General features: G+C 74.9%; 17 protein-coding genes and 1 riboswitch. Of the genes, 4 read left to right on the top strand and 13 right to left on the bottom strand.

The window, feature by feature from the left end:
- The 4 genes from HLB15_RS17310 to HLB15_RS17295 all read right to left on the bottom strand — a co-directional run.
- Positions 1-505: alpha/beta fold hydrolase (locus HLB15_RS17310; RefSeq protein WP_171106999.1), on the bottom strand; the 505-nt coding region annotated here is incomplete at its 3' end.
- A 35-nt stretch (positions 506-540) separates the two neighbouring features.
- Positions 541-855, bottom strand: coding sequence for a DMT family transporter (locus HLB15_RS17305; RefSeq protein WP_171106998.1), 315 nt, complete (start codon positions 853-855; stop codon positions 541-543).
- A 10-nt stretch (positions 856-865) separates the two neighbouring features.
- A riboswitch (guanidine-III (ykkC-III) riboswitch) is annotated at positions 866-929 on the bottom strand.
- Positions 930-972: 43 nt separating this feature from the next.
- Positions 973-2,085: an NAD(P)-binding domain-containing protein gene (locus tag HLB15_RS17300; RefSeq protein ID WP_229785054.1), complete on the bottom strand. Its 1,113-nt coding sequence runs from the start codon at positions 2,083-2,085 to the stop codon at positions 973-975.
- A gap of 36 nt (positions 2,086-2,121) precedes the next feature.
- Complete coding sequence (locus HLB15_RS17295; protein WP_171106997.1) at positions 2,122-2,667, bottom strand: TetR/AcrR family transcriptional regulator; 546 nt, start codon at positions 2,665-2,667, stop codon at positions 2,122-2,124.
- A gap of 59 nt (positions 2,668-2,726) precedes the next feature.
- Here HLB15_RS17295 and HLB15_RS17290 point away from each other — a divergent pair, with 59 nt between their 5' ends.
- Entirely contained in the window at positions 2,727-3,929 is a 1,203-nt protein-coding gene (locus HLB15_RS17290) for an MFS transporter (RefSeq protein ID WP_171106996.1), read from the top strand.
- Positions 3,930-3,938: 9 nt separating this feature from the next.
- The gene (locus HLB15_RS17285; protein ID WP_171106995.1) at positions 3,939-5,111 is read left to right on the top strand and encodes an ROK family transcriptional regulator; all 1,173 of its coding nucleotides are present in this window, start codon (positions 3,939-3,941) and stop codon (positions 5,109-5,111) included.
- Here HLB15_RS17285 and HLB15_RS17280 read toward each other — a convergent pair.
- On the bottom strand, positions 5,096-5,845 hold the full coding sequence (locus HLB15_RS17280) for a DUF899 family protein (RefSeq protein WP_171106994.1): 750 nt from the start codon (positions 5,843-5,845) through the stop codon (positions 5,096-5,098). The genes HLB15_RS17285 and HLB15_RS17280 overlap by 16 nt on opposite strands.
- A 41-nt stretch (positions 5,846-5,886) precedes the next feature.
- Positions 5,887-6,582, bottom strand: a complete 696-nt coding sequence (locus tag HLB15_RS17275) for a TetR/AcrR family transcriptional regulator (RefSeq protein WP_171106993.1) — start codon at positions 6,580-6,582, stop codon at positions 5,887-5,889.
- Between the two features lie 89 nt (positions 6,583-6,671).
- Between HLB15_RS17275 and HLB15_RS17270 the strand changes: the two genes are divergently transcribed.
- Positions 6,672-7,622 carry a zinc-binding dehydrogenase gene (locus tag HLB15_RS17270; RefSeq protein WP_171106992.1) on the top strand — a complete coding sequence of 317 codons (951 nt, stop codon included), beginning with the start codon at positions 6,672-6,674 and terminating at the stop codon, positions 7,620-7,622.
- Between the two features lie 4 nt (positions 7,623-7,626).
- Here HLB15_RS17270 and HLB15_RS17265 read toward each other — a convergent pair whose 3' ends face one another.
- Positions 7,627-8,208 (bottom strand): TetR/AcrR family transcriptional regulator, encoded by a 582-nt coding sequence (locus HLB15_RS17265; protein ID WP_229785052.1) that lies wholly within the window; start codon positions 8,206-8,208, stop codon positions 7,627-7,629.
- Positions 8,209-8,296: 88 nt separating this feature from the next.
- On the opposite strand from HLB15_RS17265, the gene HLB15_RS17260 reads away from it, so the two are divergent.
- Positions 8,297-8,713: a VOC family protein gene (locus tag HLB15_RS17260; RefSeq protein ID WP_171106990.1), complete on the top strand. Its 417-nt coding sequence runs from the start codon at positions 8,297-8,299 to the stop codon at positions 8,711-8,713.
- 4 nt (positions 8,714-8,717) lie between these two features.
- Here the strand turns inward: HLB15_RS17260 and HLB15_RS17255 are convergent, their stop codons facing one another.
- From HLB15_RS17255 to HLB15_RS17230, 6 genes are all read right to left on the bottom strand, one after another.
- Positions 8,718-9,122 (bottom strand): hypothetical protein, encoded by a 405-nt coding sequence (locus HLB15_RS17255; RefSeq protein WP_171106989.1) that lies wholly within the window; start codon positions 9,120-9,122, stop codon positions 8,718-8,720.
- Positions 9,123-10,907: 1,785 nt separating this feature from the next.
- Positions 10,908-11,114, bottom strand: coding sequence for a helix-turn-helix domain-containing protein (locus HLB15_RS17250; RefSeq protein ID WP_171106988.1), 207 nt, complete (start codon positions 11,112-11,114; stop codon positions 10,908-10,910).
- A complete protein-coding gene (locus HLB15_RS17245; protein WP_171106987.1) occupies positions 11,114-11,620 on the bottom strand; it encodes a DUF2975 domain-containing protein in 507 nt (168 codons plus the stop codon). The genes HLB15_RS17250 and HLB15_RS17245 overlap by 1 nt, the downstream gene beginning before the upstream one ends.
- 52 nt (positions 11,621-11,672) lie before the next feature.
- Positions 11,673-12,488 carry an HpcH/HpaI aldolase/citrate lyase family protein gene (locus HLB15_RS17240; RefSeq protein WP_171106986.1) on the bottom strand — a complete coding sequence of 272 codons (816 nt, stop codon included), beginning with the start codon at positions 12,486-12,488 and terminating at the stop codon, positions 11,673-11,675.
- On the bottom strand, positions 12,485-13,693 hold the full coding sequence (locus HLB15_RS17235) for a CaiB/BaiF CoA transferase family protein (protein ID WP_171106985.1): 1,209 nt from the start codon (positions 13,691-13,693) through the stop codon (positions 12,485-12,487). The genes HLB15_RS17240 and HLB15_RS17235 overlap by 4 nt, the downstream gene beginning before the upstream one ends.
- Positions 13,690-15,699, bottom strand: coding sequence for an SUMF1/EgtB/PvdO family nonheme iron enzyme (locus tag HLB15_RS17230; protein WP_171106984.1), 2,010 nt, complete (start codon positions 15,697-15,699; stop codon positions 13,690-13,692). The genes HLB15_RS17235 and HLB15_RS17230 overlap by 4 nt, the downstream gene beginning before the upstream one ends.
- Positions 15,700-15,790 lie beyond the last annotated feature (91 nt).

Below are 15,790 nucleotides of genomic sequence, written 5' to 3'. Positions count from 1 at the left end.
CCGCGGCGTCCCCCTCCCGCCCCTCGGGGTACCGCCGTGCGGCGAGCCGCGCCACCAGCCCCGGCCGCACGTACCGCACGGCGCCCGGGCCGACGGCGTCGCTCGGCGGGGCGTCGCACGACACCAGCCCGAGCGTGCGGTCCGGGTGCCGGAGCGCGAACCGCTGCGCCGTGATGCCGCCCAGCGAGTGCCCGAGCACGACGGCCCGGTCGGCGCCCGCGGCGTCGAGCACCGCGGCGGCGTCGTCCACGACGTCCTCGGCCGTGTAGGGCGGCGGTCCGAGGGGTCCGGTGAACCGCGCCGACTCCCCCGCGTCCCGCTGGTCGTAGCGGATCACGTCGAACCCCTCGTCGGCGAGCGCCCGGCAGAGGCCGTCCGGCCACCAGAACCGCGAGATCGCCAGGCCCATCATGAGCAGCAGCGGCACGCCGCCGCCCTGGCCGTAGCGGTCCCAGGCGAGCTCGACGTCGCCGTGCCGGGCGAAGGAGGTGGGGGTCCAGGTCATCCGGGCCATTCTCGCCGGGGACGGCCCCGGTCGCCTCAGTGCGTGAGCTTGAGCCCGATGACGCAGCCGACCAGGCCCGCGATGAGCAGCAGGCGGACGACCGAGAACGGCTCGGCGCCGGTGGCCATCGCCCAGACGACGGTCGCGGCCGCTCCGATGCCGACCCAGACGGCGTAGGCGGTGCCCACGGGCAGGTCACGCATCGCGAAGGCGAGGCCGCCCATGCTCGCCACGAGCGCGACGCCGAAGGTGACGCTCGGCCAGAGGTTGCTCAGCCCCTCCGAGCGGCTCAGCGCGGTGGCCCAGACGGCCTCCAGCAGGCCGGACAGGACGAGGACGATCCAGGACATGACAGCTCCTTCGATGCCGTCTTGTCGCGCACCGGGTACGGCACCCCTCGTCCGGGAGCCCCGTCGGGCTCTGGGGCCATGGTGGCACGGGAGGACGCCGGCGGGCAGTGACTCTGCTCACCGGGTGGCCGGCGCCGGCGTGCGCAGCCGCCGCACCAGCGCCGTCACGGCCTCGCGCCCCGCGCGGTTGGCGCCCACCGTGGACTGCGACGGACCGAACCCGATGAGGTGCACGCGCGGCTCGGCGGCCACCTGCGTGCCCGCCATGGCGATGCCGCCGAGCTCGTTGCGCAGCCCGAGCGGGTCGAGGTGCGCCAGGTCGGCCTTGAAGCCGGTCGCCCAGAGGATGACGTCGACCGGCGTGAACGACCCGTCGGCCTCGCGCACGCCCATCGGCTCGACGGCCGTGAACATCGGCCGGCGCTCCAGCGCCCCGCGCTCCCGGGCGGCCCGGGCGTACGGCGTCCAGATCAGCCCCGTGTAGGAGACGACGCTGCCCGTGGGGCGACCCGCCGCGACGTCGGCCATGACCTTGGCGATCGTCTCGCGGCCCCCGGTCTCGGGCGTGAACGCGCCGTCGCGGAACACCGGCTCGCGCCGCGTGTACCACCGGGTGGTGGCGACGCGGGAGATCTCCTCCAGGAGCTGGATCGCCGAGATGCCGCCGCCCACGACGGCGACGCGGCGTCCGGCGAAGTCCTCGGCGCGCACGTAGTCGCGCGTGTGGAGCTGGCGGCCGACGAACGTGTCGTGCCCCGGGTACCGGGGCAGCACGGGGTTGGTCCACGTGCCGGTCGCGTTGATCACGAACCGGGTGGTCCACGTCCCGCGGTCGGTGGTGACGACCAGCTCGCCGTCCGGGTCGTCGTCGGCGCGGCGCACGGCCACGGCGTGCACGGGCCGCAGCACCGGCAGGTCGAACGCCCGCTCGTAGCCCGCGAAGTAGCGCGGCACGGCGTCCCGGCTCGCCTCGCTCGCGTCGACGGCGGGCTGCGCCAGGCCCGGCAGGTCGAAGATGCCGTTGACGGTCGCCATCCGCAGCGACTCCCAGCGGTGCTGCCACGCGCCGCCGGGTGCCGGGTTGGCGTCGAGCACGACGAAGGTGCGCGCGGCGCCCGGCTGCTCGACCGCGCTCACGAACCCCCGCCGCAGGAGGTGGTAGGCGGCGGACAGCCCGGCCTGCCCGCCGCCGATCACGACGACGGTGGCCCGGTTCAGCACATCGCTCACACCAGCCACAACGCGCCCGGCGGGCAGATGTTCCGCCTAGCGCGGCGTCGTGACGCGCCGCACAGCCTCGGTGACCGTGCCGGGCAGCGGCGCCTCCGTGTCCAGGGCGCGGTGGATGGTCAGCCCCTCGATCAGCGCGTCGAGCAGGCGGGCCGTGGCCGGGTCGAAGTGCCGTTCGAGCGCGGCCCGCGACCGGGCCATCCAGGCGTTGGTCAGCGCGCGGTAGGCGGGCTCGCGCGCGGCGAGCGTGTAGAGCTCGTGGGTGAGCACGAGGTCGCGCTGCGTGCCGAACAGGTCCTCCGTGATGATCGCGACGACGGCGGCGCGGGCGCCGTCCAGGTCGGTCGCCTCCCTCATGCGCCGCTCGAACCCGTCGCTGACGGTCCGCGCGAACCGGCCGAACGCCTCGCGCAGCAGCTCGTCCATGCCGGCGAAGTGGTAGGTCATCGACCCCAGCGGCACGTCGGCCCGCGCGGCGACCTTGCGGTGCGAGACCCCGGCGACGCCCACCTCCGCGACGAGGTCGAGGCACGCGTCGATGATCCTGTCCCTGCGGTCGGGGTCGTACCGGCGCGTGGTCATGCGGGTCACTGTAGCGGGCGATGTGTACGTCCGTACGCTCGATGTGTACGCTCGTCCACATGGCTCCTCCCCCCACCCGTCCGGACCTCGCCGTGCGCCGTGCCCGCGGCGCCGTCGGCGCGATGTTCCTGACCAACGGCGCGCTGTACGCCAACCTCGTGCCACGCCTGCCGGAGATCAAGTCCGCGCTCGAGCTGGACAACGCGTCCTACGGCCTGGCGATCGCGGCGTTCCCGACCGGCTCCGTCGTCTCGGGCCTCGCGGCAGGCTTCGTGGTACGCCGGTTCGGGTCGGCGGGCGTCGCGGCGGTCGGCACGGTGCTGACGGGCGCCGGCACGCTCGCGGCGGGCCTGTCACCGACCTTCGCGCTGCTCGTCGCCGCCCTGTTCCTCGGCGGGGCCTCGGACGCGATCACCGACGTCGCGCAGAACACCCACGGCCTGCGCGTGCAGCGCCGGTACGGGCGGTCGATCATCAACGGCTTCCACGCGGTGTGGTCGATCGGGGCGGTGCTCGGCGGGTCCATGGCCGCGGCCGCCATCGCGCTCGGCGTCCCGCTGGGCGTGCACCTGGGGACCTCGCTCGCGCTCTTCGCCGTCGTCGCGGCGGTCGCCTTCCACTTCCGCCTCCGCGGCCCGGACGGCGACGCCGCCGACGCGGGCACCACCGCCACCACCCCCGGCCTGCGCACGGGCGGCCCGAGCGCCCGCACCGTCGTGCTCCTCGGCGCGCTCGTGCTCCTCGCGATCGGCGGCACGCTCGTGGAGGACGCGGGCAGCTCGTGGGCCACCCTCTACCTGCACGGCTCGCTCGGTGCCCCCGCCGCGCTCGCCGCGACCGGCTACGTCGCGCTCGTCGGCGCGCAGACCGTCGGCCGCCTCGTCGGCGACCGGCTGGTCGACCGGTTCGGTCAGCGCGCCGTCGCCCGCGCGGGCGGCGTCCTCATCGCGGTCGGCATGGGCGTGGCGCTCGCCTGGCCGACCGTGCCCGGCACCATCGCCGGGTTCGCCGTCGCGGGCCTGGGCAGCGCGACAATCATCCCCGCCGCGATGCACGAGGCCGACGAGCTGCCCGGCCTGCGCCCGGGCACGGGCCTGACCGTCGTGTCGTGGCTCCTGCGGCTCGGGTTCCTCGCCTCGCCGCCCCTGGTCGGCATGGTCGCCGACGCCGTCGGGCTGCGCACCGGCCTGCTCGTCGTCCCGGTCGCCGGTGTGCTCGTGGTGCTCCTTGCCGGAGCCCTGCGGACCCGGCAGCGCCACTAGGGTCGTGCCATGTCTTCGAGCAGGTCGGCCGACGTCCACCGGTCGGAGCCCGCGCTCAGCCCGGCGGCGACCCGCGTGCTGCGGCAGCTCGTCCTGCACGGGGACGCGACCCGGACCGGTCTGGCCCACGACACCGGCCTGACCGCCGGCGCCATCACGCGGGCCGTGCGGCCGCTGCTCGAGGCGGGCCTGCTCGACGAGACCGGTGAGCGCGTGCCCGCCGAGGGCGCCCTGGGCCGCCCGGCCACGACGGTGACCCTGCGCGCCCTGGCGCACCAGGTGGTGGGCGTGAAGCTCACGGCGGACCGGCTGTTCGGCGTCGTGGCGGACCTGCGGTGCGGGGTGCTCGACGAGTCGTCCGTGCCGGTCGACGACCCGCGGCCCGAGGCCGTCGTCGAGCGCGTCGCGGAGCTGGTCGCGGGCCTGCGTGCCGGGCGCCCCGAGGTGGGCGGCGTCGGGCTGGCGACGGCGGGCGACGTCGACGCCGGCCACGTCGCCTACTCCCCGTTCCTCGGCTGGCGGGACGTGCCCCTGCGCGACCAGGTGGCCGCGCGCACCGGGCTGCCCACCACGGTGGAGAACGACGTGCGCGCGCTGCTCACCGGCGAGCGCTGGTACGGCGTCGGGCGCGGCCTGTCCTCGCTCGCGCTGGTGACCGTCGGCGCGGGCGTCGGGTCGGCGCTGCTGGTCGAGGGGCACGTGGTGCGCGGCCACTCGGGCGTGGCCGGCGAGGTGGGGCACGTGCTGGTCGATCCCGACGGCCCGCCGTGCCACTGCGGCAACCGCGGCTGCGTCGAGGCGATCGCGGGGTCGCGCGCGATCCTCGACCGGGCCGCGGCGGCGGGCCTGCCCGCGACGACCCTCGACGAGGTGGCCCGCCTGGCCCGCGCCGGGCAGCCCGAGGCCGAGCGGGTCCTCGCCGAGGCGGGCCGGGCCGTGGGCACCGGCATCGCGACGGTCGCGAACCTGCTCGGCCCCGAGCACGTGCTCATCACGGGCGAGGCCGTCGGCACCGACTACGACGTCATGGAACCCCACGTGCGCGAGGCGTTCGAGCGGCACGCCTTCGGCTCGGCGGCGCGCACGGCGCTCGAGCTGCGTCCGCTGCGGTTCGTGGACTGGGCACGCGGCGCGGCGGCGTGCGCGGTCGAGGACTTCGTCACGCGCTACGGGCGGTCGTAGTCCGTCACCCCCGGCAGGCTCCACTGCGGCGTCGGGCGGCCGGTCCGGCCCCAGGTCCCCTTGCCGTCGACGTCGCTGGCCCAGTACCAGCACGACTCGTGCCCCTCCGGCCAGCCGTCCGGCACCTCCTGCCAGGACTCGAGCCGGCCGTGGGGCGTCATGTCGAGCAGACCGAAGATGCCCGCGGCGGGCTCGTTGCCGCGGCCCGTGGTGCGGTAGGTGAGGTAGACGTGGTCGCCGTCGCGCAGGAAGCACTCGAGGTGACCCATCCCGCCACCGATCGGCGCGTCGAGGCCGCGCACCGAGTACCAGGGCTCGGTGTAGCCCATGAAGTCGACGTACGGGTCGACCTCGTCCCACGGACCCTCCGTGAGGATCGCGAGCGAGACGCCGCGCACGGCCAGGTACGGGGCCGACTGCTGCACGTGCCACGCGTTGAGGGTGCAGCCGGGGCACTGGCGGCCGTGCGGCTCGCCGTCGTGCCACATGTGCTGGTAGACGAGCAGCTCGTCGCGGCCCTGGAAGAGGTCGACGAACGGGACCGGGCCGTCCGCGCCGACCACCTCCGTCGTGCCGTCGACCTCGACCATCGGCAGCCGCCTGCGCTCGGCCGCCAGGGCGTCGCCCGCGCGGGTGTGCGCCTTCTCGCGCACGAGGAGCTCGTCACGCGCGGCCTGCCAGGCGTCCAGGTCGACGACGGCGGGGCGCGCCGTCCGTGCTGATGTCTCGGTCATCGGATCCTCCCGGTGGCGGCGCCGGACGTCGGCGCCTCCCCCTACCGACGACCGGACGGCAGCGGACTCATCGGTAGCAGCTCGGTGGCGCCGGGCGCCGCCACGTGCTCGCGCTGCAGGGCGGCGGCGACCCGCGCCCGGGGCGGGAGGGTCCCGTTGTCGGCGGAGGCCCGGAACGACTCGATCGCGAGCGCCGCGAACCGGCGCGCCGCCGCGACGGTGCGCGTCGCGGGCGTCACGGCGAGCCCGCGGCCGGCCAGGAGCACGAGCAGCAGGTCGTCGACCACGAAGTCGGGCCGGAGCCTGCCCGCCGCCGTGGCGCGGCGCGCGAGCACGCGGAGCCGGGCCACGACGGTCCTGCGGTGCTCGATGAACGCGTCGGCGTCGCGCCCCCGGTCCGCGAGGAAGGCGTCGACGAAGCCCTGGTTGCCGACGTTGAGCACCATGATCCCCTCGATCACCGAGCAGAAGCCGCGCCAGGGATCGGGGTCGGCGCAGCCGTCGTCGACGATGCCGACGCACGCGCGCGCCTCGTCCGCGAACACCGCCTCGAGCAGCACCTGGCGGGCGGGGAAGCGGCGGTACAGCGTCGCGGGGCCGACGCCGGCGTGCCGCGCGACCTGGCGCATGGTCACGTCGATGCCCTGCTCGGCATAGAGCTCGCGTGCCGCCTCGAGGATCCGTTCCCGGTTGTCCTGGGCGTCGGACCGGAGCTTGTGGGACAACGTCTCGCTCATCTCTCTCACTTCCTCCAAGTGGACGCAGGCGTCCGTTAGCGTCCCGACCGTACCAACTTCTCGACACCTTCTCGACGACGGAGAACGACATGCGTGCAGTGACCATCGACCGGTTCGGCGACCCGAGCGGGCTCACGGTGCGGGAGACCCCCGCGCCCGCCCCCGGGCCGGGCGAGCTGGCCCTGACCGTCGAGGCGGCCGGCGTGGCCGGCGTCGACGCCGTGATCCGCCGGGGCACGATCAGCTCCGGGCTGTTCCCGGCGGGGACCGTGCTCGGCAGCGAGGCGGCCGGCACCGTGACCGCGGTCGGCGACGGCGTCCCGGGCGACTGGGTCGGGCGCCGCGTCTGGGCGTTCACGGGGTACGGCGGCGCGTACGCCGAGCAGGCGGTCGCCCGGCTCGACGACCTCACCGAGCTGCCGGAGGGCCTGTCCCCCGTGGACGCGGTGACGATCGGCAGCGCGGGTCCCGTCGCGCACTTCGGGCTCGCGCACGTGCACCACGCCGAGGGCGAGTCCGTCCTGGTGCGCGGCGCGGCGGGCAGCATCGGCATCGCCGCGGTCGAGCTCGCGGCGCGGGCCGGCGTCGTGGCGGTGACGACGTCGTCGGCCGAGCGGGGCGAGCGGCTCCGCACCCTGGGCGCGACGTACGTGCTGGACCGCTCGGGCGCGGGCGACGCGCCGGAGACCTACGACGTGATCGTCGACATCGTGGGCGGCCCGACGACCGCCGACTACCTCGACCGGCTGGCTCCGAACGGGCGGATGGTGCTCGTCGGGGCCGTGGCGGGCATGCCGCCGGGCGATCTCGGGGCGCGGCTGCTCGAGTCGTTCCAGCAGTCGCGGTCGGTGGCGACGTTCAGCCTGAACACGGTGCCAGTCGAGGCACGCAACGGCGTCCGGGCCGAGCACCTGGCCGCCGTCGCGCGCGGGGACCTGCACGCCGTGGTGCACGACGTGCTCCCGCTGGACCGGGCCGCCGAGGCGCACCGACGGATGGACGACGGCGAGGTGTTCGGCCGGATCGTGCTCGTGCCGTGAGCCGTCAGCGGGCCCGGAGACCTTCGAGCAGGCCGTCCAGCGCGCGCTGCGCGGACACGAGGGCCTCCGGGTCCGCCGACCGGGCGAGCCACAGGGCTGCCTCGTTCATCGCGCCGGAGAGCAGGTGCGTCAGGGGCTCGACGGGCTGGTCCGCCACGACGCCCGCGTCGACGAGGGCCGTGAGCGCGTCGGCCAGGTGCCGCGCGGAGAACTCCTCGTCCAGGGCGCGCCACTCGTCCCAACCGAGCGTCGCGGGCGCGTCCAGCAGGACGACCCGGCGGACGGTCGGGTCCCGGCCCGCCGCGAGGAACGCGTGGCAGCCGGCGCGGAGCTGCTCCCAGGGGTCGGCGTGCGCGTCGGCCGCGGCGGCGACCTGCTCGCCCAGCTCCCGCTGCACCTCGGCGACCACCGCGCGGAAGAGGCCGAGCTTGCTCTCGAAGTGGTGGTAGGCGGCACCCTTCGTCACACCGACGGCCTGTGCGACCTCCGCGAGGACGACGTCGTGGTACCCATCGGCGGCGAACCGGCGCCGCCCCTCGGCCAGCAGCGCGCGCCGCGTCGCCTCCCGTTGCTCCGCCCTGCTCACCCGGTCTCCCCTCATTTCACATACCCCGAGTATGTTAGCGTTCGGTTTCACATACTGCGGGTATGTGAATTGATGCGAGGAGGCACCTGTGACGCTCACCGGCTTCTACCCCGTGCTCGCGACGCGCGACGTCGTCGCGGCGCGCAGCTTCTACCAGTCGCACCTCGGGTTCGAGGTGACCTTCGAGGCCGACTGGTACGTCAGCCTGCGCCGCCCCGACGCCCCGCACTACGAGCTCGCCCTGCTCGACCACACGCACCCGACCGTCCCCGAGGGCTACCGCACCCCGCTGCAGGGCGGGCTGCTGCTCAACCTCGAGGTCGACGACGTCGACGCCGAGCACCGCCGACTCGTCGGCGAGGCAGGCCTGACCGAGCTGCTGCCGCTGCGCACCGAGCCCTTCGGTCAGCGCCACTTCATCGTGGCCGCGCCCGACGGGGTGATGGTCGACGTCATCACCGTCGTGCCGCCGGACGCGGAGTACGCGGGGGCGTACGTGGGCTGACGGGTCAGGCCAGCGCCACGACCGCGACGATCGGCACCAGGACCACCATCCCCACGGCGACCCAGACGCCGACCAGCGCGCCGACGCCCCGCCGCACCTGCGGGCTCGACCCCATTGCCCCGCGATCGTCGAACTGGTGGTGCGGGGGCGCGTAGAAGACCTCGAGCACCTGCCCCGGCGCGATGTCGATGTCGAGCGAGGCGTGCCCGTACCGCCGCATCCACCGTGAGTGGGCCGCGAGACGGTGCCGGCCGGACATGATCGGGATGTCCCGGGTCCCGCAGACCGGGACCGGGGCGTCGTACCCGTCGATGGTGAGCGAGGGCGCGATCAGGTTCGAGGTCATGATGGTGCCCTGCACGGTGAACCTGAGGAGAGCGTCCGGGGCGAACACGGGAGGCTGGGTCACTCGCCGGAGCGTAGCGGGGCCCCGTTGGCTCGACCGATGGATTCACCCGCGTGGCCGCCGGCTGGTAGGCGATCAGGTCCCGGTCGGTGCGGGCCTGGCAGCCGATCTGGTACCGGCTGCGTGGGACCCGCCCGGGGGCGGGGCCCGTGAGGCCGACCGCGGGAGTCCACGCCGGGTCCTGGACCGGGGCCGGCGGCGTGGGCGCGACCGTGACATAGGTGTGCCCGGTCGGGGTCCGGGTCTCCACCCCGTGCCTGCCCTCGACCTCCACGCACTTCTGCACCCACCCAGGTGCCTGCTTGCCGTGGTTACAACCCGCGCACAACCCTTGCCCGTTGCCCAGACTCGTGACACCACCCTGCGCGTGCGGGGTCACGTGGTCCAGGTGCCGCACGGGGGCGTCGCACCACGGCATGGCGCAGATGCCCTGCTCGCGGGCACGCAACAACGCGCTCAACCCCGGCGGGAAGAACCGCGACGTCGAGGACGTGGCCAGCAACCGGCCCCGCGGCGTGACGTAGATGCTGCGCAACCACGCGCCGCCCGCATCGATCCCACCCGCGACCACGTGCCGTGCGACCGGGGCGGGCACCACACCCGCACCACCGGCCGCGCCCTCCACCACGACCGCGGGGCCGTCCCCACCGGCCAACAGGGTCCGGTCCGAGACCAGCAGGTTCACCGTCACCGGCACCTGAGAGGCCTCACCCGGCCCACGACCGGCAACCCGCTCGATCAGGGTGTCGGCCATGATCTGACCCACCCCGCGGGCCTCACCGGCACCCGCACCACCGGCACCCGCACCGCCGGTCGTTCCGGACGGCCGAGCCTGCCCGGCCGCCTTGATCGCCTCGGCGTCCGCCTTGAGCTGGGCATACGCCTGCACACCCTCCACCATCGGCACCAGCGCGGTCAGGTACACCATCAGATCCGGAGCCGGGCGCAACGACACCCGCCGCTCACCCACGGCCTTCGCGTTGCGCTTGAGGCAGGCGTGCACGTCCCACCGGGCCGCCAGCTCCTTGACCCGCGCGACCAACCGGCGCGTGCCCAGACCCGCCAGAGCTTCCCGGCCATCCGGGCCGCACAGCTCCTCGTCGATCAGGCCCCGGTGCTCCGAGGACAGGTGCGACGTCTCCCGCACCAGCAGACCGGCCCGCCACGGCGACAGGACCCCGGCCTGCAGGGCGGCGAAGGTGTGCGGCATGAGGGTCACCCACACCCGTGACGTGGACACGAACCCGCCACCGGCGTGCGGGCTGATCCTCAACGCAGCACCGACCTGACCCGGCACACCCCGTCCACGACGCTCCGGCCGAACACCCCGACGCTCCTCATCAGCACGCGTAGCCTGGTCCAACGCCACCGCCAGACGCGCCTGGGTCGCGGTCACCGCACTCTTGACCGCCTCCAGCTCCCCCAGCATGTCCACCCAGCGCGCCTGGACCTCGGCCGGGACACCCTCGACCTCGCCGCTGCCGTCGTCATCGACACCCGGCACCGGCAACACCGCCAACGCCTCGCGCATCGCTCGCACCACAGCCACACCGTCGACGCCCACACCGTCGACGCCCAGGCCATCACCGGCCAGGCCATCACCAGCCAGACCTTCGGCACCCGTCCTGCCGCCGGGCAGCTCGGGATCGGTAGGCCGCCGGCCCACCTTCCCCGTCACACCACCCGTTCGCGTCATGCCATCAACCTATCGCACACCTGTACACACCGCGCGTCGAACGAGCCCCGTCCACAGCCGGTGCACCCACCCAGCCCCCTTCGAGCACGACCTCAGTCCGGCACCCACCGCAGCAGGTCACCCGGCTGGCACTCCAGCGCCACGCACAGGGCGTCCAGCGTCGCGAACCGGACCGCCTTGGCGCGCCCGTTCTTGAGCACCGCCAGGTTCGCCGGAGTGATCCCGATCCGCTCGGCCAGCTCGCCCACGGACATCTTGCGGCGCGCGAGCATGACGTCGATGTCGACGACGATCGGCATCAGATCACCTCGTCCAGCTCGGCGCGCAGCGCCGTGGCCTCACCCTTCCAGCCCACGGCCTTGACGAGGAGGCCCCGCAGCACGACGACGAGGAGCCCGACGCCGACCGCCAGCACCGCGGAGCCGAGCAGCGTCAAACCGATGCCGGGCTGCAGGCCCGTGTCCTGGGTCGCCCCCGTGAGCCACCCGAGCAGCCCGAGCGCGAGGGCGGCGGCGGCGAGGGCCGACCAGATCATCGCGTCGACCCACCGGAACGCCGCCGGCGAGAACACCGCGTCCCGGCGCACCATCCCCACGAGCCGCCACACGCAGACGAGCACCACATGCAAGGGCACCAGCCCGATCACCGACACGACGAGCGTGGGGACCCGCAGGTGCGCGGCCTCCGGATAGCGGTACTCGAGGCTCAGGGAGAGGTCCGGGAGGACGACCAGCTGCGCGAGCAACGTCCCGAGCACGAGCAGCACGATCACCGCGCGGAGCAGGCCTGTCGTCACCGGTTTCATAAACGCCTCCTATCGAGAAACGATAGAAACCTATCGCCTCACGACAGAAGTCTCAAGAGGTGCCCAGCTCCACCACCCACCGCGCCCGCTCCACCATCGCCACGTCGAGGAACGTCCCGTCCTCCAGCGCCACCGCCCCGACGCCGTCGGTGGCGGCCGCGTCGACGCGCTCCAGCACCTCGCGAGCGGCGGCGACCTCCTCGGCCGAGGGCAGGAACGCCGAGCGGATCACCTCGAGCTGGCCCGGGTGGAGCGCCGCCCGGCCGCTGAAGCCGAGCGCACGGCCCGCGCGGCAGGACGCCGCCAGCCCGTCGTGGTCGCGCACGTTCGGGTAGACCGACATCGCGGGCGGCGCCAGCCCGGCGGCCCGGGCCGCGACGACGACGCGGCTGCGCGCCCAGGTCAGGCCGGCGTCGTCGGCGACGCGGAGGTCGGAGCGCAGGTCCGCCTCGCCGAGCCCGATCGACGCCACCTGGGGCGACGCCGTCGCGAGCTCGAACGCACGCTCGACCCCGAGCGCCGACTCGAGCAGCAGGTGCAGTCCCCGGCCCGGCAGGGCCGCCGCCAGCTCCTGCACCTCCGGCACGGTCTCCACCTTCGGCACCCGCACGCCCACGGACACGGGCAGGGACGCCACCAGGGCGACGTCGGCGGCGTGCCACGGCGTGCCGCGGTGGTTGATCCGCACCTGCACGGGCCGCTCCACGGCGGCGAGAGCCACCCGGGCGTTCGCCCGCGCCTCGTCCTTGCGCGACGCCGCGACGGCGTCCTCGAGGTCGACCAGCACGACGTCGGCGGCCGACGCCAGCGCCTTGGCCACCCGGTCGGGGCGGTCGGCGGGCACGTAGAGCAGGGTCAGCGGCGTCATACCGCGCCCTCCTCCCGTAGCTGCGCGACGCGCTCGGGCGAGAACCCGAGCTCGGCCAGCACCTGGTCGGTGTCCGCACCGTGCGCGCGGCCGGTGTGGCGGATGACGGCGTCGTGGTCCGAGAGCCGGAACAGCGGCCCCTGCATGAGCATCGGCCCGAGGTCGGGGTCGTCGATCTCGTGGATGGTGCCCAGCGCCCGGAACTGCAGGTCCTCGACGATGTCCCGCGCGTCGTACACGGGCGCGACGGCGGCCTGCGCCTCCTCGAAGGCGCGCACCACCTCGTCGCGCGTGCGCTGCGCGATCCAGCCACCCACGGCCTCGTCGAGCTCGTCGGCGTGCCGCGCCCGGTCGACGCCGCGCGCGAACCACGGCTCGTCCACGAGGTCCGCCCGCCCCACGAGGCGCACCACCCGCTCCGCGATCGACTGGGCCGACGTCGAGACCGCGACCCAGTGCCCGTCGCTCGTGCGGTAGGTGTTGCGCGGCGCGTTGTTGCTCGACCGGTTGCCCGTGCGCGGCTGCACGGTGCGCAGCTGGTCCCAGCGCGTGATCTGCGGCCCGAGCATCGCGAGGATCGGCTCGACGATCGCGGTGTCGACGACCTGCCCGCGCCCCGTCCGCTCCCGCGCCGAGAGAGCCGTCATGATCGCGAACGCGGTCGCGAGCGACGCCACACCGTCCGCCAGACCGAACGGCGGCAGCGTCGGCGGGCCGTCGGGCTCCCCCGTCATCGCGGCGAAGCCGCTCATCGCCTCGGCCAGCGTGCCGAACCCCGGGCGCGTGCGATAGGGCCCGACCTGCCCGAACCCGGACACCCGGGCCAGCACGAGCCGCGGGTTGCGCTCCGACAGCTCCTCCCAGCCCAGGCCCCACCGCTCGAGCGTGCCGGGGCGGAAGTTCTCGATGACGACGTCGGCCTGCTCGGCCAGCGCGAGGAAGACCTCGCGGCCGCCGGGCGAGCCGAGGTTCGCCGTGACGGTGCGCTTGTTCCGGCCGAGGGTCTTCCACCAGAGGTTGACGCCGTCCTTGGCCGCCCCGTGCGTGCGCGACGGGTCGGGCCGGTCCGGGTGCTCCACCTTGGTCACGGACGCGCCCAGGTCGCCCAGGTGCATCGCCGCCATGGGCCCGGCGAACAGCGTCGAGGCGTCGACGACGCGCAGGCCCGCGAGGGCGCCGTCGGCGGGGTCGCGGGAGACGGTCATGCGGGCACCTCCCACGCGCACCGGAAGCCGACGGCGGCGCTCCGGGCCAGACCCAGCCCGGGGACCAGGAGCTTCACCGTGTGGTCCGGCGAGCGCCGGCCGGCCTCGACGTACCAGTCGGAGCCCTCGGCACCGTGGTCGCTGCCGCCCTTCAGCATGACGAAGCGGGTACGACCGTCGCTGTGCTCGCTCTCGGTCCAGCTCCAGACGGCGGGTCCCGGCCGGTCCACGCCGAACAGGTCCGGTCGGGCCTCACCCGCGAGCTGCCACTCGTCCTCGGTGGGCAGGCGGCCGCCGGCCCAGGCGCAGTAGGCCCTGGCGTCGTCGAGATCGACGAAGGTGACCGGGTGGTCAGCTTCGGCGGCGGGCGGGCGGCCGTCCGACCAGTGCGCGAGGAACCGGTGCGGCACGGCGGGCTCGTACCCCGTCGCCGCGAGGAACTCCGCGAACTGGGCGTTCGTCACCTCGGCCGACGCGACCGCGACCGGCGTCGCGAGCACGCCGTCCCGCTGCAGGGTCCGGGCGTCGTGCAGGCGCGGGGGCAGCGGCTTCCACTCGTCCACGTACGGCGCGCCCTGGTACATGCCGGTCTCCCGGGCGCGGTACCGCACCGTGAGCACGTGGTCGCCCGCGGGGACGACGACGGCGGACGGGTCCGGCGTGCCGGGCTCCACCACGGCCGCCGGTCGGAGCCGGCGCGCGAGGCGGTGCGGGAAGCGGGCGTCCGCGTCGTGCGGGACGAGATCGAGCCCTGCCGGCCACGCCGGGTCCGGCGTGCCGTCGGCGACGTGCAGCAGGGCGGCGATGCCGCGGGCGGGAACGGTCACGTCCGACGCGCCGGTCGCGTCGGTGAGCGGGACCAGCCGCCCGCTCGACCGCTCCGCGGCGTCCGGCGCCAGGACCGGACCCGCGTAGTCGGTCTCGCCCCGGTTCACCAGCGTCCACAGCGTCACGCCGTCGCGCGACCACCGCGACGCGTACACGCCCGCGGCCTCCGCCTCGGCGGACAGCGGCGCCAGCGGCGTCCACTCCCCCTCGAGGAGGAGGTCGCGCGCGGCCCGCTGGACGGTCACGAGGCGGCGCACGGTCGCCGCGTCGCGCCGCGACCAGCCGACCCACACCCCGAAGACGACCTCCCAGACCATGACGCCCACGCCGTTGAGCCACGCGGACTGCAGCTCCTCGGAGTGGTCGCGGTGCCAGCGCCGCACGTGGTGCTGCATGTGCCTGCGCTCGTACCAGTGCGCGCGCAGCACGCCGGGCACGGGCGAGTCGGCGAAGAACTGCGCCCAGGACGAGGAGTGGTCCTCGATGCGCTCGACCGGCAGCTTGGACTCGCCCTCCAGCACGATCCCGGGCCGCGCCTCCTCGAGCCGCGCGACGAGCTCGGGCTCGGCCTTCTTCAGGGTGTCGAGGAAGACGCCGTCGGCCCCCAGCTCGCGCACCACGGACGCCAGCTCGGTGACGTCGTCGGCGCCGCGGCGCGTGCCGACGTCCCACGGGTTGTAGTCGACGAAGACACGCAGCCCGGCCGCGTGGAACGTCGCCACCAGGTCGACGATGCCGGGCACGTCGCGGTAGAAGTCCCACTGGTTGCGGTCGTCCAGGCCGATCACCGGGTACGCGTGCCACAGCACGACGGCGTCCAGCCCGCCGAACCGGTCGGCGGCGTCGGCGAGGAACCGCTCGGGCGTGAACCGGTGCTCCTCGAACGAGTACAGGAGCTCGTCCCACAGCCAGACCTGCGCCACGGTCGAGCACCCGGCGGCCCACGCCGCCTCGGGGCGCTCGTACGCCGCACCGGTGTACCCGTGGCGGTCGCGCGCGTCCGCGCGCCAGGCGCGCAGGGTCTCACGCCACGCCTCGCGGTCGGCCGGGTCAGCAGGCCCGGCGAAGATCTTCGCGTCGTCCAGCGCCACGCTCTGCTCGGCGGTCAGGGGGCCGACGACGACCTCGGTCGGCCGGTCGATCGGCCGCGGCACGAGCGGGTCGAACGTGTAGGTCATGAGTGCTTCCCTTCGGCCAGCGCCGCCACCTCGGCGGCGTCCGGCACGGCGTCCTGCGCGCCCGGCCGGGTCACGGCCAGCGCGGCGGCCG

The organism is Promicromonospora citrea, assembly GCF_013004695.1.
Lineage (GTDB): Bacteria > Actinomycetota > Actinomycetes > Actinomycetales > Cellulomonadaceae > Promicromonospora > Promicromonospora citrea.
Note: the sequence above shows the minus strand (reverse complement) of the source record. Positions and strands in the feature narration are given on the sequence as shown.

Bases quoted from the DNA above. Each gene is read 5' to 3' on its own strand.
- HLB15_RS17305 (WP_171106998.1), bottom strand. From the start codon at position 855: ATGTCCTGGATCGTCCTCGTCCTGTCCGGCCTGCTGGAGGCCGTCTGG.
- HLB15_RS17295 (WP_171106997.1), bottom strand. From the start codon at position 2,667: ATGACCACGCGCCGGTACGACCCCGACCGCAGGGACAGGATCATCGAC.
- HLB15_RS17290 (WP_171106996.1), top strand. From the start codon at position 2,727: ATGGCTCCTCCCCCCACCCGTCCGGACCTCGCCGTGCGCCGTGCCCGC.
- HLB15_RS17285 (WP_171106995.1), top strand. From the start codon at position 3,939: ATGTCTTCGAGCAGGTCGGCCGACGTCCACCGGTCGGAGCCCGCGCTC.
- HLB15_RS17280 (WP_171106994.1), bottom strand. From the start codon at position 5,845: ATGACCGAGACATCAGCACGGACGGCGCGCCCCGCCGTCGTCGACCTG.
- HLB15_RS17275 (WP_171106993.1), bottom strand. From the start codon at position 6,582: ATGAGCGAGACGTTGTCCCACAAGCTCCGGTCCGACGCCCAGGACAAC.
- HLB15_RS17270 (WP_171106992.1), top strand. From the start codon at position 6,672: ATGCGTGCAGTGACCATCGACCGGTTCGGCGACCCGAGCGGGCTCACG.
- HLB15_RS17250 (WP_171106988.1), bottom strand. From the start codon at position 11,114: ATGCCGATCGTCGTCGACATCGACGTCATGCTCGCGCGCCGCAAGATG.
- HLB15_RS17245 (WP_171106987.1), bottom strand. From the start codon at position 11,620: ATGAAACCGGTGACGACAGGCCTGCTCCGCGCGGTGATCGTGCTGCTC.
- HLB15_RS17240 (WP_171106986.1), bottom strand. From the start codon at position 12,488: ATGACGCCGCTGACCCTGCTCTACGTGCCCGCCGACCGCCCCGACCGG.
- HLB15_RS17235 (WP_171106985.1), bottom strand. From the start codon at position 13,693: ATGACCGTCTCCCGCGACCCCGCCGACGGCGCCCTCGCGGGCCTGCGC.
- HLB15_RS17230 (WP_171106984.1), bottom strand. From the start codon at position 15,699: ATGACCTACACGTTCGACCCGCTCGTGCCGCGGCCGATCGACCGGCCG.